This window comes from Flavobacterium labens, from assembly GCF_048286755.1.
GTDB lineage: Bacteria > Bacteroidota > Bacteroidia > Flavobacteriales > Flavobacteriaceae > Flavobacterium.
On the sequence record NZ_JBLVPL010000001.1, the window covers coordinates 774,596 to 790,004 of the forward strand.

12 protein-coding genes are annotated in these 15,409 nt (G+C 32.2%); 4 read left to right on the forward strand and 8 right to left on the reverse strand.

The features are described 5' to 3' along the window. Window positions 1–15: 15 nt before the first annotated feature. The 3 genes from ACNQF8_RS03320 to ACNQF8_RS03330 all read left to right on the forward strand — a co-directional run bounded on the left by ACNQF8_RS03320 (window position 16) and on the right by ACNQF8_RS03330 (window position 2,882). Complete coding sequence (locus ACNQF8_RS03320) at window positions 16–504, forward strand: IPExxxVDY family protein (protein ID WP_417950788.1); 489 nt, start codon at window positions 16–18, stop codon at window positions 502–504. A 5-nt stretch (window positions 505–509) separates the two neighbouring features. Then, window positions 510–1,940: a pyruvate kinase gene (gene pyk, locus ACNQF8_RS03325; protein ID WP_315206191.1), complete on the forward strand. Its 1,431-nt coding sequence runs from the start codon at window positions 510–512 to the stop codon at window positions 1,938–1,940. A 171-nt stretch (window positions 1,941–2,111) separates the two neighbouring features. Next, the gene (locus ACNQF8_RS03330) at window positions 2,112–2,882 is read left to right on the forward strand and encodes a Bax inhibitor-1/YccA family protein (RefSeq protein ID WP_417950789.1); all 771 of its coding nucleotides are present in this window, start codon (window positions 2,112–2,114) and stop codon (window positions 2,880–2,882) included. Between the two features lie 58 nt (window positions 2,883–2,940). Here ACNQF8_RS03330 and ACNQF8_RS03335 read toward each other — a convergent pair whose 3' ends face one another. From ACNQF8_RS03335 to ACNQF8_RS03345, 3 genes are all read right to left on the reverse strand, one after another. Beyond that, window positions 2,941–3,456: a PAS domain-containing protein gene (locus ACNQF8_RS03335; RefSeq protein ID WP_315206185.1), complete on the reverse strand. Its 516-nt coding sequence runs from the start codon at window positions 3,454–3,456 to the stop codon at window positions 2,941–2,943. A gap of 95 nt (window positions 3,457–3,551) precedes the next feature. Continuing rightward, window positions 3,552–4,634 carry a DNA polymerase IV gene (dinB, locus tag ACNQF8_RS03340; protein ID WP_417950791.1) on the reverse strand — a complete coding sequence of 361 codons (1,083 nt, stop codon included), beginning with the start codon at window positions 4,632–4,634 and terminating at the stop codon, window positions 3,552–3,554. A gap of 53 nt (window positions 4,635–4,687) precedes the next feature. Further along, a complete protein-coding gene (locus ACNQF8_RS03345; RefSeq protein WP_417983458.1) occupies window positions 4,688–6,766 on the reverse strand; it encodes a recombinase in 2,079 nt (692 codons plus the stop codon). Between the two features lie 404 nt (window positions 6,767–7,170). Here ACNQF8_RS03345 and ACNQF8_RS03350 point away from each other — a divergent pair, with 404 nt between their 5' ends. Next, window positions 7,171–7,638: a CYTH domain-containing protein gene (locus tag ACNQF8_RS03350; RefSeq protein ID WP_417950793.1), complete on the forward strand. Its 468-nt coding sequence runs from the start codon at window positions 7,171–7,173 to the stop codon at window positions 7,636–7,638. A 1-nt stretch (window position 7,639) separates the two neighbouring features. On the opposite strand, the gene ACNQF8_RS03355 is transcribed toward ACNQF8_RS03350, so the two are convergent. The 5 genes from ACNQF8_RS03355 to ACNQF8_RS03375 all read right to left on the reverse strand — a co-directional run bounded on the left by ACNQF8_RS03355 (window position 7,640) and on the right by ACNQF8_RS03375 (window position 15,399). Continuing rightward, window positions 7,640–8,122: a septal ring lytic transglycosylase RlpA family protein gene (locus tag ACNQF8_RS03355; RefSeq protein ID WP_417952901.1), complete on the reverse strand. Its 483-nt coding sequence runs from the start codon at window positions 8,120–8,122 to the stop codon at window positions 7,640–7,642. Between the two features lie 81 nt (window positions 8,123–8,203). After that, window positions 8,204–8,638, reverse strand: a complete 435-nt coding sequence (locus ACNQF8_RS03360; RefSeq protein WP_417950795.1) for a hypothetical protein — start codon at window positions 8,636–8,638, stop codon at window positions 8,204–8,206. 94 nt (window positions 8,639–8,732) lie between these two features. Then, the gene (locus ACNQF8_RS03365; RefSeq protein ID WP_417950796.1) at window positions 8,733–11,975 is read right to left on the reverse strand and encodes a TonB-dependent receptor; all 3,243 of its coding nucleotides are present in this window, start codon (window positions 11,973–11,975) and stop codon (window positions 8,733–8,735) included. Between the two features lie 374 nt (window positions 11,976–12,349). Further along, a complete protein-coding gene (gene pgi / locus ACNQF8_RS03370; protein WP_417952902.1) occupies window positions 12,350–13,993 on the reverse strand; it encodes a glucose-6-phosphate isomerase in 1,644 nt (547 codons plus the stop codon). Between the two features lie 185 nt (window positions 13,994–14,178). Then, window positions 14,179–15,399: a M23 family metallopeptidase gene (locus ACNQF8_RS03375; RefSeq protein ID WP_315206161.1), complete on the reverse strand. Its 1,221-nt coding sequence runs from the start codon at window positions 15,397–15,399 to the stop codon at window positions 14,179–14,181. Between the last annotated feature and the right edge of the window lie 10 nt (window positions 15,400–15,409).

Sequence of the window (15,409 nt, forward strand, 5' to 3'; positions counted from 1 at the left end):
TTATTTTTTCATGAAATGGCAATTCATAAATTGGATCTTGGCGAATTTGACGAAATAGATTACTATCTCATCGCAATTCATACTTCATTAGAAGACTATAGATTGGCTTATTTTATAAATCAAAAGCTGCCTATAAATTTGAGTAAAAGTAAAAATGAAATTCAAATTAATATAAAAGAAGGAGAAACAAATTTTTCAAGATTTTATTATAATGATGCCGAAAAAGAGGTCTCTTGGAATTTGATTCAAAATAAAAACGAAGTAATTCAATATAAGAAAGGAAGTACTCAAAATTTATTTTCAAATGTCACAATGGAAGTTTCAACAAAAGTTTTTTTACTTCCGGAATTTAAAAAAGTAGATTACTTTTTAAAAATAGAAAATAATGAAGATACTATGAATGTATCAAAAATACAGATACAATTAAATACCATAGATAACGTATCAACAGTTTATACGGTTGATATAAATCAAATAAAATCAAAAAACAATTTAATTTTTTAATACAAATGCTTACAAACAAAAAAACAAAAATTGTAGCCACACTTGGGCCCGCATGTAGTACAAGAGAAATCATAAAAGACATGATTGATGCCGGTGTAAATGTATTTAGAGTGAATTTTTCACATGCTGACTACAATGATGTAAAAGAAAAAATTAATATCATACGAGGTCTTAATGACGAATTTGGCTATACAACTGCAATCCTAGGTGATTTACAAGGACCTAAACTTCGTGTAGGAGTTATGGAGGAGGGTGTAGTAGTACATGACGGTGATTTAATTACATTTACTACTGCCGAAGACATTCTTGGAACAGCTAAGAAAGTATTCATGAAATACCAAAACTTTCCAAATGATGTAAATCCAGGAGAAAGAATTTTGCTTGATGATGGAAAACTTATCTTTGAAATCGTTGAAACTGATAAAAAATCAGAAGTTATAGCAAGAGTAATTCAAGGTGGTGAATTGAAATCTAAAAAAGGAGTAAATCTACCTAATACTAAAATTTCTCTTCCTGCAATGACTGAGAAAGATATAGCAGATGCTATTTTTGCTATTGGGCAAAATGTTGATTGGATTGCATTATCTTTTGTAAAAACACCAAGAGACTTACAAGATCTACAAGAATTAATTGCAGAACACTCCGACTATAAAATCCCAATTATTGCCAAAATAGAAATGCCAGAAGCATTAGAAAATATTGACAAAATTGTTGCGTATTGCGATGCTCTGATGGTTGCTCGTGGAGATTTAGGAGTTGAACTTCCTGCACACGAAGTACCTTTAGTTCAAAAAGAATTAATTCGCAGAGCTAAAACTGCAAGAATCCCCGTAATTGTTGCCACTCAAATGATGGAAACTATGATCACTAGCTTGACGCCAACACGTGCTGAAGTAAATGACGTAGCAAACTCAGTTATGGATGGTGCAGATGCAGTGATGCTTTCTGGAGAAACCGCTACAGGTAACTATCCAGTTCAAGTAATTCAAAAAATGACTCAAATTATTGAAGCAGTAGAAGATTCTCCGCTAATTCAAGTGCCACAAAACACACCACAGATCAAAACAAAACGTTTTATCACTAAAACAATTTGTCATCATGCAGCAACTATGGCTAACGTTATCAAGGCAAAAGCAATTTGTACTTTGACAAATAGTGGTTATACTGCTTTCCAAATTTCAGCTTGGAGACCTAATGCACATATTTTAGTCTTTACTTCTAATAAAAGAATCCTTACCCAACTTAATTTATTATGGGGAGTAAAATCTTTCATGTACACTAAAGATGTAAGCACAGATGATACTGTAACTGACATAAACGAAATTGTAAAACAAAAAGGTTTTGTACAAAAAGGAGATTTTCTTATCAATTTAGCAGCAATGCCTATTAAAGATAAAGGAATGGTTAACACCTTAAGAGTGTCAGAAATAGAATAGTAAAAGCTATTTCATTAAATATTAAAAATCCGTCTCGTTAGATAAATGAGACGGATTTTTTTATGCATTAATTAATGTAAAACGATTTTCTTCTTAAAAAAATTTAAGACTATTTAAACAATCTTATGCAAAATAAAATTTATATTTGAGCAACAAATAACCCTACAAATTATGAGTTTTAATTCTAAAAATCCATTTTTAAATAACAAAACTTTTTCTACTGCAGATTCAAAAAATGATGAAGTACATCAAGCTACTATCATTGATTATAACAACGAGATGACTTTGTCTGGCACTATCAATAAAAGTTTAATCTTATTTTTACTCCTTACCGCTTCTGCAACTGTAATCTGGTGGTTGACTTTTAACGGAATGAATCCAATGGTTCCTGCAATTGGTGGTGCTGTTGTTGGATTAGTTTTAGTGCTTATTTCTGCTTTCAAACCACAATACTCTCCATATTTAGCTCCGGGATATGCTTTATTCGAAGGATTATTTATTGGCGGAATTTCGGCAATATTTGAAGCAATGTATCCTGGAATCGTAATTCAGGCAGTAGGTGCAACTTTTGTAACTTTTATGGTTTGTCTGGGATTGTATAAATATAAAATAGTAAAAGTAACAGAACAATTCAAATCAGTTGTTGTAGCTGCTACATTGGCTATTGCAACGTATTATCTTATATCTTGGGTATTTTCTATGTTTACGAGTTTTGTTCCTGTGCATTATGGAAACTCAATGATGAGCATTGGAATCAGTATTTTTGTGATTGTTGTTGCTGCTTTAAATTTATTTTTAGATTTTGACCGAATAGAAAAAGGATCAGAACAAAAAATGCCAAAATACATGGAATGGTATGGTGCAATGGGATTGATGATTACGCTGGTTTGGTTGTATATCGAATTTTTAAGATTACTATCTAAATTAAACAGTAAAAACTAAAACCATTATAAAAAATTACAAAAGAGAAAACCTTTCCAAATTGGAAAGGTTTTCTCTTTTATGCGGCTTTCTCAAAAGCTATGTAATGACTTAACTGTCCTTTACTATTAAAAACAGGAAAACCTTTAATCAGACAAGCATAGACATCTCCATTTTTTTTATAATTCATTACTGTTTTCTCAAAAGGTTGCTGATCAATAATCGCTCTACGAATTTCATTTGAAGTAATTTGGTTAGTAGCCTCTCCTTGAAACATTTTTGGACTTTTGCCCAAAACTTCTGCTTCTACATACCCATTCATTTTTACTATATTGTGTGATGCAAAAACAATTTTTAATTTTGAATCAGTAACAATAATTACTTCCTCTTTGAGACTATTTTTTAAATCCCAATTATTCTTAATCCATTTATTTTGGGATGCAATTGCATTTAATTTATTTAAATCCAAAAAAAAGCTCTTTACTGCAGTCAAAAATTCATTGTGGAAATCCCAACACACAACAGGAGCAGTCTTTACACTTAAACCATTATGATGTAATGCAATAGCCTCTTCATATTGTCTAAAATTATTCATGGTTTCTCGATTTAAAAAATCAAATGTAATTTTATTTATAAAGATAAAACAACAATTTTCCGACTTTAACCATTGTTGAACGAACTAAAGCCCAATTAGAAATCAAATTTTAACTGAACCACAACAAACTTCTTCTCCTCCGTGTTTAAATTACTTAAGGAAATTCCAAGCAATCGGACGGAATCTTTCATTCGTTCCTGATACAATAGTTCTTTTACGACTTCAATTATTAAAGCTTTATCAGATATAAAATAAGGTAGGGTTTTACTGCGAGTTTGCTGAGAAAAATCACTGTATTTTATTTTCAAAGTAACGGTTTTACCAGCCACATTGTACCTTTTTAATCTTTTCTCCAATGCAGTTGCAATAACTTCCAATTTTTCTATCATAAAAATTTCAGAAGAAAGATTGACATCAAAAGTGTGTTCAGCAGCAACTGATTTAGTAATTCGGTTTGATTTTACTTCGCTGTTGTGAATTCCTCTTACCACATTGTAATAAAAGTTTCCTGATTTCCCAAAGTGTTTCTCTAGAAATTCCAATGTTTTGCTTTTTAATTCCACTCCGGTAAAAATTCCCAGTTGGTACATTTTTTCAGTGGTTACTTTTCCAACACCATGAAATTTTCGAATGGGTAATTCTTCCAAAAACGAAATAACTTCATCTGGATTAACCGTTTTTTGACCATTCGGTTTATTGTAATCACTGGCTATTTTAGCCACAAACTTATTCACTGATATTCCTGCAGATGCTGTTAAACCCACTTCGTTGAAAATACGCTGTCTTATTTCTTGTGCCAATAAAGTAGCGCTTGGATTTCCTTTTTTATTATTGGTAACGTCTAAATAAGCCTCATCAAGTGACAATGGCTCAACCAAGTCCGTATATTCATAAAAAATCTTTTGGATTTTACTCGAAATTTCCTTGTATCTGTCAAAACGCGGTTTTACAAAAATGAGTTCTGGACAATTTTTTCTGGCCATGACACCACTAATAGCACTTCGAACTCCAAATTTTCTGGCTTCATAACTTGCTGCAGCCACCACACCACGATTTTCTGAACCGCCAACAGCAATAGGCTTCCCACGCAATAATGGATTATCCATCTGCTCTACTGAAGCATAGAAAGCGTCCATGTCAACGTGTATGATTTTTCTATTTGGAATTAATTCCTGCATCTAACTGATTGAATATCCTATACTATTTTTGAAAGATTTAGTAACGCTAAAAATTATTTTTGATCTTCAACATGCAAATAATTCTCTACAATTACCGATTTATTTTTCTTTTCTGTTGGAAAAAAGAAGCTAATAGGTCTCGACTTGAAATGATTCCAAATGGAAACTGTAACAAATCGCAATTCGAATACTGAGATGGCTCTTGAACGAAATGCCAGTCCCAGCGAAAGACTAAAACTCACCATAAAGTTAACCAATCCTATAACACCAATACCAAAAATACCCCAAAATAACATGGAGTTACTTACTGCATAATTCGCACCGTATAATGCCAAAGCAAGGTTTCCGCTACCAAAAGTAATATGTCGAATATCAAGATTCAATCCTAAGAACAAGCCTATAGATGCTGTACTTCCCATGAATATTCCAAACCAGAAATTTGAAATAATCCCAGCCCATCTTTTTCTATATAATTTAGCTAATTTAATCGTCCTATCTTTCCCCAAACTCCTTTTCAGCAAAGGGTGTTCAGTAATTCGGAAATACACTTGATTGTGCTTATCCCTGTTTGCAATACTTCCTGAGATGATTCCTGATAAAAACAAAAATACTCCGGCAATAGCCGCATGAAATATGGCTAAGGAATGAATAGGACTCAAATCAATAAGTAGCCCTTCCCATTTAGTGGCAGCAATATTATACTGAAACGCATAATCAATACCCCAGATTCCAAGTAGTGAAACTGGGAAAGCCATGATTACATTCCCCACAAAAGCGATAAACTGAGAACGAAATACACGTGCAAAAAGAATAGCAAAAGCTTTGTACTTTTCGGCATCTTTTCCTTTTTTTATGACACCTTCCTCTAACGCTTTAATTAAAGCAGAAGCTGTCATCGCCGGTTGTTTTGTCGCCAGCGTAAAACCTAAAAGATAAATAGCAATAAATCCAAAAGCATAATTCACACTGTACAGAAAAGCATGCCCAAAAAAACTTGTATCAGCTTTAGAAAGTAACACTTTAATAATACATAAAATCCCTACTATAAATCCTCCTCCTAAAGCCGTCCTAAACATCTTGAAATACTCCTGTTTACTCTCGGTGATATAATGTTCCCCGGTTTTAGCCGTATGTTGCGTTATTTCATAGGAAATGAGTTGGGTGCTTTCACCAATAAACTTCCTGACATTATTCTTATAGCAATTGTACTTAATTAAGTGCAGAGCCAATACAATTCCATTATTTTTTTTATCAGTCCCTTTTTCTATAATTAACAACGAAACTAAAAATTTAAGTCGCACTAATTGCTGTCTAATTTTCAATAAATTCTGATTTACACGAAGCGAAATCCCATATTTTGAACTGTTGTGAAATGCTTTCTCCACAAAGTCTTCACATTGCTTATGTAAAACTAATAACTGCGCATAGGACAAATCATCTGGCTTAATAAAATGATTTTCAGAATTCCTGATTCGGTCTTCAATCATGAATAATTCCTTTTCAAAAGCTGTAAAAGGACTTTCGTAATCATCAAATTCCGGCACCATTTTGATAACATCCGTTTCCAAGGCACGACCACTAATGCGTTGCGTGATTAAATCCATTGCAACTAATACTTCCGATAAAACTGAATTAGGTTCAACGCTTTCGTAAATTGATTTGAATTTTAAAATTCCATATAATTCTTCCAATTGATTGGATGGAATTTTGTTGATCCAAATGGTATCATTGGCCCTATAAAAAACCTGATTCAAGATATATTCTAAAGTATCTTTTTGGGGCTGATACGGTAACAATTTAGCGAATATTCTTTTTTTGACTTCAAATATAAAATCTACATCTTGCAGAATAGCCGCATCAGAAAGTATTTTATTGAATTTCTTGTCTTTTAGTATTTCTTTGAGATATATTGAGAATTGTTCCCTGCAAGAATCATTTTCATTAAAGAAGGAAATGATTTCTTGCAAATTGACCGTTTCCAGATTTTTTATTTTCAAAGGTCTTATCTGCCTAATTAATTCGATTAAAGGTTCTAAATTATCATCTGTTTCACGCCACGATTGGCTTTCTCCAAAAAACTTGATTAGTAGTGTTGCTGGTGTTGGCTTAGATTTTACTTTAAAAATTGGCATGTTTAAATTCATTCGGTTTTTGTAAAAATACAAATCGACGCAATAACTTCCATTAACTTATTCATAAAATAACTGTTAACTAGACGCAAACTATGCTTTATACATAATTAACGTATTAAATTTCGTTGCTACGAAAGCAAATTTAAGGTACAATATTATAACCACTTTTTATTATACGATTATGACAAAAGATAGTAGAGCATTAAAAATGGAAATATTTGATACCTTTGAGTTTCTGGATTAGCCCAGATAGAAGTGGAAATCTTCGATTGAGAAAAACTATTTTTTCTTTTTAAAAAGAGCGACCTAAGAAGCTCCTTTTTTAAAAATAGAAAAAAAGTTTTATGATTGAGAAATTGAAACGAATAGCTGGAAATTGCTCTAAATACTTATATAACATTAAAATGATTGAAATAGAAAGAAAATTTTTGGTTACAGACGATTCGTTTAAGGCAGTAGCTTTTGCTCAAAATCACATTGCACAAGGCTATTTAAGTTCGGCCCCAGAACGCACGGTGCGAGTACGTATAAAAGGCGACAAAGGGTATTTGACCATAAAAGGAATTTCAAATGATTCCGGTATGTCCCGTTTTGAGTGGGAAAAAGAAATTCCTGTTACCGAAGCAAAGGAATTATTATTGTTATGCGAAAAAGGTGTTATTGACAAAACCCGTTTTGAGGTAAAACAAGGCAACCATGTTTTTGAGATTGATGAATTTTATGGTGAAAATGAAGGATTAATTGTCGCTGAAATTGAGCTTGGTTCTGAAACGGAAACTTTTGAAAAACCTAATTGGTTGGGTGAAGAAGTGACAAATATTAATCGCTATTACAACGCATATTTAAGCACTAATCCATACAAAAACTGGTAATTTAGTTACTTAATAGCGCTATTGTTACTTGCATACCTCCACTGCCTTTATTGGAGGCTATATCCATAAATGCACGTTTTGAAAGATCGATTTCTCTTGATTTAACAAATGGTCCTCTATCAGTAATTTCAACAATCACGGACTTTCCATTTTTTTCATTGGTCACTTTTACTTTTGTACCAAAAGGAAGTTTTTTATGTGCTGCAGTATATTTGTTATTATCAAATTTCCTCCCGCTTGTAGTCCGTCTTCCATTAAATTTATCTGCATAATAGGATGCATGTGCTTCTTTTTTATAGATTTTAAATTTTCCTAATGAAGTAATTAAAGAATCTATTTTGTTTTCTTCCAATTCAATACTTGCTTTACCTTTCTTAAGCGTATCTTTTTGGGTTGCTGCTTTTTGTTTTTCTGAGGTTGAACTTTGGCTGCTGACTAAGCTAATAATTGCAAGTAAAAAAAATAATGTTATTGATTTTTTCATATATATCGTATTAGTTAAATCTATTTTACAAAAACCATACCTAGATAAAAAAAGCCCTATTCCTAGAGCTTTAATTGGTTTTTAAAACCAAATTTTCCATGGAATCCTACTTAAAATAAGTAATAATCCTAAACCATAAAAAATAGAGAAAGTTTTGAATTTTGATTCACTAGCTATTAATTTTTTGTGCTTAGACCAACCAATTGTAATTAATGTTATGGCAATAATATTGATTAATGGATGCTCTAAAGCTAGCAATCTACTTTCAGTTGTTAATCCACCCATTCCTACTGCTTTTATCATATCTAATCCGTTAGGAGACACGAAATATAAAATAAAACCAACTAATAATTGAGTGTGTATTGCTATTAAAGCAAACAATGCAATTTTCCGATCTTTTGAAGTAAAATCTTTTTTAGAAGACATCCCGATTAAGGAATTAACCACTGCAATTACTAATACTAAAAGTGCTAGATAAGCCCAACCAGAATGAAATTTTTGAATGAAATCGTACATAAATACTGTTTTTGTTTTAACAAATATAAGAAAAAAAGACATAAAAAAAACCCTCATTTCAATTGAAATGAGGGTTACATTATTTTAAACTAAACTAGTTGAACGTATAACGAACACCAGTTTGCATTTGCCATCTTGAAGAGTTAAGACCAACATCATCAACTTGGTTAATACTATTTCCTACAGTAGGATTATAACTAAATGTTGGTGTGTTAGTACCTGTTAAGAAACCAACTTGTGTTAACAACTGTACTTGGTCATTACTTGTAAAATATCTTTTACCCCAATCTTTATTTAAAAGGTTTGTAAAGTTAAAAATATCAGCAGTGAACTCTAATGTATGTTTCTTTTTACCAATGTTAAAAGTAAATTCTTGAGCGAATTTTAAATCTACAACATGACTTGTTTTTAAACGGTCACCATTACGCTCAGCATAACCTCCTTTTCTACCTCTTAAATACTCATTCCCTTCAATGAAAGCACTTAAAGCGTCCCATTGTTGTTGAGGAGTTAAAGTATTTGCAGTAGTAGAAACTAATCTAATCTCACTTTGTGCAGCAGGAATATAAATCAATGCCGAGTTAGAGAAAGTATCTTGTAATAAACGACCTGAATCATTATAAACATAACTGATTGGAGTTCCTTGAGCACCTTCGTAGAATACACCTAATCTAGATTTAGTGAATTTACTCCATTTGAATGTTGCATTACCATTAGAAATAACTCTTCTTCCTGGATCGAAATCAGATCTTGAGAGCGCCAAATAGTTTGCACCATTAACCGTTTCAGTATTATTCCATTGTGAACTGTTTTGAGAAGATGTTGCATCAAGTAGAACAGTAGACTTACCGTAAGAATAAGTTCCAGAAATGTTAGCATCAATGAAATCAGATCTGAAATTTTTAGCCAATGTAAAAGCTATATTATATGCTTTCCCTTCATCTGTATTTGAAGCAAGATACACTCCTAAATAAGAAGGATCTACCCTGCTGTTTCCATTATAACGAGGTCTAGTATCAGCTCCCGTTAAATAGCTTGAAGCAGCTCTAATATTCAAATTCTCATAAGTGATTGCACTAATATTATCATTGTAAGTAATTTCAGATGTCAAAACGAAACCTAATGGTAATTTTTGATCAACAGCAAAACTCGCTTTGAATACTTGAGGTAACTTGAAATCTTTTGCAAATAAATCAACATTACCTCCAGTACGTCCTGAACCTGGACGTGGGAATGATGCCGGAAGCGGTGCAATTTGACTAGCAACACTTGGATTTGGATTAAATGTAGGCATTCCAGTAGGGCTTGTTATAGAAATAGCTCCTTGAGAAACACCATTGTTATTGTAAGTACCACCTGGCCACACTAGAGGTAATCTAGAAGTAAATATACCAAATCCACCTCTAAACTGAGTAGATTTTTTTCCGTTAAGATCGTAATTAAATCCAAAACGTGGTGCAAAGTGAGCAGAATTTCTGATACCTTCTCCAACAGTTGCTCCTTGTAAATTTTTACCAGCAGCCTGTAACAAAGGTATTGTTCTGTTATTAAAATCAGCATTTCCTACTCCGTCTTCCCATACAGGAATATCTACCCTAACACCATAAGAAACTCTAAGTTTACTGTTAAGTTTCATATCATTTTGAACGTAGAATCCGAATTGTTTTGTTCCAAATTCAGCTGCTCCTTGAGAATCATCACCTTCACCACCAATTAAAGAATAGTTTAATTGAAATCTATTCGGTTTTGCATCATTTAAAAAATCATTTAAAGTAGCATATCTGTATGATCCGAAATTGTTACCAAAGAAAACATTTCTAGAAGATGAAAATTCATTGTGAGTACCAATAGTTATTTTACTCATTCCAGCATTAATTTCAAAATTATCTGAAATAGTCAATGTTTTTTGACTTAAGAAATTTGCTGTTGAAAAACCTTCAGCTCCAAAGAAAATACTTTGATTAGCACCATCAAAAATCTGTACAGAAGGAAATGGATCTCCAGCTGCATCTCTATCGTCGATTACATTAGTGTAAGCAACAACTAAATTATTTGAAAATTTATTCCCAAATCTTGAATTTAATTCTAAAGCCGTAGAATTAGTTGTAGAATTAAACAACTGACTACCATTTATAAAACTTATTGAAGTTGCAGAAGATCTACTTGGTGAAAAATTCTCAGCCTTTACATAACTGTGTTTTAAAGACAATTTGTGATTGTCATTAATATTCCAGTCTAATTTACCAATGATTTTATCACTTACAAGTGTTCTTACGTTATTTTCAAAAGAACCTGGATCATAGCCATAAGAAGCAAGTTTAGTTCTTAATTCTCCTAATCTATTTAATGATAATCCTGTATAAGTGGAAGGGTCAAATGGTTGTGGAGTTTCATTGTCTTGTTTTTCATAATTGATGAAATAAAACAATTTATCTTTTACGATTGATCCACCAGCACGAACACCATAAGTCTGCGCTGAGAAATCAGCTAATTTTTGTCTTCCATTAACTCCTACTAATGATGGAGGTGTTTTTGCTGCTAAAGATTCATCTCTATTAAAAAAATAAGCAGACCCTTCAAAATTATTAGTTCCTGAACGAGTAATTGCACTAATTGCTCCACCTGCAAAACCAGATAGTTTTACATCATAAGGAGCTACACTTACTTGAAATTGCTCAATTGCATCAATAGAGATAGGACTTACTCCTGTTTGACCTCCATTAGTTCCATTTGCAGCTAATCCAAAAACGTCATTACTCACAGCTCCATCAATATAAATAGCGTTGAATCTGTTGTTTTGACCTCCAATAGATAAAACATCATCACCTCTTAATTGAGCTTGTGGTGTTAGTCTAGCAAAATCTGAGATATTTCTAGATAAAGAAGGCAATGCTTTAATCTTATCTGAATTAATTACTGTTTGAGCTCCAGTTCTTTGTGAATTAAAAGTATTATCTCTTGAAGTTCTAACTACAACTTCTTGTAATTCATTTGATTCTTCTTGCAATACAACTTTAAAATCTTTAGTATCACCTAATTGAAGATAAACATCACTATCTTCAAAAGTTTTAAATCCAACAAAAGTAATTACAATTTTATATGGACCTCCAACTCTCATATTCGAGATTCTGAAGTTACCTGTACCATCTGTAGACGCAGAGTATCGAGTACCTGATGGAGTGTGTGTTGCAAGAATTGAAGCTCCTGGTAAGGTTTGAGAGTCCTTATCATAAACATTACCACTAATAGAAGAGGTAGTGTTACCCTGAGCATAAACTCCAGAGTTAGCACACATTAGCACAACTAGAATTAAAAATAATTTTAATAATTTTTTCATATTGTTTAGTTTATTAATATTTGGCAAAAATATAACATTTTTAGTTTAAAAAGTTAACACAACGTTAAGAAAAGCATATTTTCAAATAGGATTTTTTTCTTAAAATAAATTTTAAGATTTTTTTACTAAAAAATATAATTATTGTTTATTACACTGATTTTTTGCTAATATTTTAACACTAAAAGCAAAAATAAATTTAAGTTAAAAAAAGCGCTATTTTTTAAAAAATTACTAAAACAGAGTAACTTATAAATAAAAAACCCTGATTTAGATAAAATCAGGGTTTTTGACTTCTTTAAAATATTAAAAAAAGCAAGAAAATTTGAAATCATAAAAATCTTATGAAATTATAAAAACAAACAACATCAATTATCTTATTTATTCATCAGAAAATGATTCAATAAAAAGGCTGTAGAACTATCATGATTTTTAACCGTTTTAGTATTAATTTCCTCCAATATAGAATTAGCTAATTGTTTGCCCAATTCCACTCCCCACTGATCAAAACTAAAAATATTCCAGATAATTCCTTGTACAAAAATCTTGTGCTCATACAAAGCTATCAAAGAACCTAAAGTTTTTGGAGATAATTTTTGGATTAGAATAGTATTGGTAGGCTTATTCCCCGCAAAAACTTTAAACGGTAAAAGAAATTTAGCTTTGTCTTCTGAAATACCTTGTTTATCAAATTCAGCCTGAACTTGTTCTCCAGATTTTCCATGCATTAACGCTTCTGTCTGTGCAAAAAAGTTAGACATTAGTTTGTCATGATGATCATTATCACCGTATAAAGGAGTCACAAAACCAATAAAATCTGCAGGAATTAATTTTGTTCCCTGATGAATTAACTGAAAAAAAGCGTGTTGCGCATTCGTTCCCGGTTCTCCCCAAATAATAGTTCCCGTTTGATAATTTACTGGCTTCCCATCACGTCCAACACTTTTACCATTACTTTCCATTGTTCCTTGTTGTAAATAAGGCGCTAATTTTTGTAAATATTGTGTGTACGGAATCAAGGCTTCACTTTCGGCACCAAAAAAATTATTGTACCAAACACTCAATAAAGCTAATATTACCGGCATATTTTGGTCGAAATCAGCCGTTTTGAAATGTTCGTCCATTTCATTCGCCCCTTCTAACAATTCATCAAAATTATCGTATCCAACGGCTAAACTTATCGTAAGTCCAACGGCACTCCACAAAGAGAATCTCCCGCCAACCCAATCCCACATAGGAAATACATTATCGGGGTTTATCCCAAACTCTGTTACTTTTTGGATATTGGTAGAAACCGCAACAAAATGCTTCGCTACATCTTCTTGAGTAGCTGATTCTAAAAACCATTTTCTGATAGTTTCAGAATTAGTCAATGTCTCTTGTGTGGTAAACGTTTTAGAAACAATTACAAAGAGAGTCGTTTCTGGATTTAATTTTTTAATAATCTCATTTACATGATCGCCATCCACATTTGAAACAAAATGAACATTTAGATGATTTTTATAAAATTGTAATGCTTCAACAGCCATAGCAGGACCTAAATCAGAACCTCCAATACCTATATTAACAACATCCGTAAAAGATTTTCCCGTGTAACCAGTTCTTTCACCGGAAGTAACTTCATTCGTAAATGCTTTTATTTTGCTTTTTACTTCATAAATTTCAGAAACTACATTATCGCCATCAACATTTATAATTGCTGCTTCTTTGGCTCGTAATGCAGTATGAAGTACGGCTCTATTTTCGGTTTGATTGATTATTGCACCATCAAAATAGTCGGTAATAGCACTTTTAAGTCCTACTTCATCTGCTAATTGCAATAACAACTGAAGTGTTTCCTGATTGATAATATTTTTTGAATAGTCAATTAAAAATTCATTCCATTTCAAATTGAATTTTTCAGTTCTGTTTGCGTCCAATTGAAATAATTCTTGCATAGAAGCTTTTTGCATTTCATTGTAATGCATTTCAAGTTTCTTCCAAGCGCTCGTTTCTGTTGGGTTTATTGTATTTAAAGCCATTTATTAGGTAGTTTGTAGTATTATTTTAATGTGGCAAAAATACTGAAATTACTTTTAATGCTAAATGAGTTTATGATTATATAACAATTTAGCAGGAAAAACACTAAATAGTAGTCGTCCAATAAGCACATCAAGTGTTTCTATTTTTAAACTAAATATTTTTTTTGTCAATTTATATTATAGTATTATAAATTAGCAACACTGTCTAATTGAAATTTTAACGGAGTTATTTGTTTAATAAAACGACTTTTATTATTCCCGGTCATAGGTTCGCCGGTTGGTAATTTTAATCTCAACGCATCAACCTGTACACCATTTTTCCAAAATCGATAACATACATGGGGACCAGTTGCTAAACCTGTGCTTCCTACTAAACCAATAACCTGTCCTTGACTGACACGTTGTCCTCTTCTTACCAATATTTTAGACATGTGCAAGTATTGTGTTGAGTATGTTCCGTTGTGTTTCACTTTTACAAAATTCCCGTTTCCGGCAGTAAAACCACTTTGCTCCACAACTCCGCCTGCTGTTGCAGTAATAGGGGTACCGCGTGGCGCTGCATAATCAGTTCCTTTATGTGCTTTCCATCTGTGCTGAACAGGATGAAATCTACTCGTTGAAAATCGAGAGGATATTCTACTGAATTTTATTGGAGACTTAAGAAAGAAATTTTTCAAGGTTTTTCCATCTTCATCGTAATATTCTATTTTGTCTGAATCCGGATTTTGGGCAAAAGGAAATGCATAAATAATTTTTCCTTTGTATTCAAAAAAGGAAGCTTCCAGTTCTTCTACTCCGTCATAAACACTATCATTTATGAATCGCTCCGTAAAAGTTATCGCAAAACGATCCCCTTTTTTGAGTTTCATAAAATCGATGGAATATGCGTAAATTTTAGAGATTTTACTCGCCAATGCTCCTTCAATCTTGGCATTGCCTAAGGTTTCTGACAATGATTCTTTCAAAACGCCACCAATGGTGCGACGTTTAATAGTAATGGGTTTTGTTTTTTTATAAGCAACAACAGCCGTGTCACGTAAATCAACTACATAATAGTTTAACGCATCCGGCTGATAGATAAAAACCTGTAAATCATTCTTCTTGTTTTTTGACCGAAGCATTGTAAAAGGCTTGTTTACCCTGATTGTTCTCACATCAAAAGTGTCTTTTACCTTAGCGATAATATCATATACTTCTCGCTCACCAATATTTTGTCCTTCTAGTAAAGTCCCAAAAGTGTCTCCTTTTTTTATAGTATCCTGAACAACATTAAAATCAGAATATTTAAACCCAAACTCTATCTTCTTAACTGCTGGTTTTATAATTTCTTTTTCCAGAATCTCTTCAGATTTATTACAAGAAATCAAAGAAAATAATACTATAATTGCTAATAATACTTGTTTCAAACTATGTTTT

What these genes read in the sequence shown, in the direction of transcription:
- pgi (WP_417952902.1), bottom strand. Translation starts at nt 13,993, where the DNA reads ATGGCTTTAAATACAATAAACCCAACAGAAACGAGCGCTTGGAAGAAA.
- ACNQF8_RS03355 (WP_417952901.1), bottom strand. Translation starts at nt 8,122, where the DNA reads ATGAAAAAATCAATAACATTATTTTTTTTACTTGCAATTATTAGCTTA.
- ACNQF8_RS03345 (WP_417983458.1), bottom strand. Translation starts at nt 6,766, where the DNA reads ATGCCAATTTTTAAAGTAAAATCTAAGCCAACACCAGCAACACTACTA.
- pyk (WP_315206191.1), top strand. Translation starts at nt 510, where the DNA reads ATGCTTACAAACAAAAAAACAAAAATTGTAGCCACACTTGGGCCCGCA.
- ACNQF8_RS03335 (WP_315206185.1), bottom strand. Translation starts at nt 3,456, where the DNA reads ATGAATAATTTTAGACAATATGAAGAGGCTATTGCATTACATCATAAT.
- ACNQF8_RS03320 (WP_417950788.1), top strand. Translation starts at nt 16, where the DNA reads ATGGCAATTCATAAATTGGATCTTGGCGAATTTGACGAAATAGATTAC.
- ACNQF8_RS03350 (WP_417950793.1), top strand. Translation starts at nt 7,171, where the DNA reads ATGATTGAAATAGAAAGAAAATTTTTGGTTACAGACGATTCGTTTAAG.
- dinB (WP_417950791.1), bottom strand. Translation starts at nt 4,634, where the DNA reads ATGCAGGAATTAATTCCAAATAGAAAAATCATACACGTTGACATGGAC.
- ACNQF8_RS03365 (WP_417950796.1), bottom strand. Translation starts at nt 11,975, where the DNA reads ATGAAAAAATTATTAAAATTATTTTTAATTCTAGTTGTGCTAATGTGT.
- ACNQF8_RS03360 (WP_417950795.1), bottom strand. Translation starts at nt 8,638, where the DNA reads ATGTACGATTTCATTCAAAAATTTCATTCTGGTTGGGCTTATCTAGCA.
- ACNQF8_RS03330 (WP_417950789.1), top strand. Translation starts at nt 2,112, where the DNA reads ATGAGTTTTAATTCTAAAAATCCATTTTTAAATAACAAAACTTTTTCT.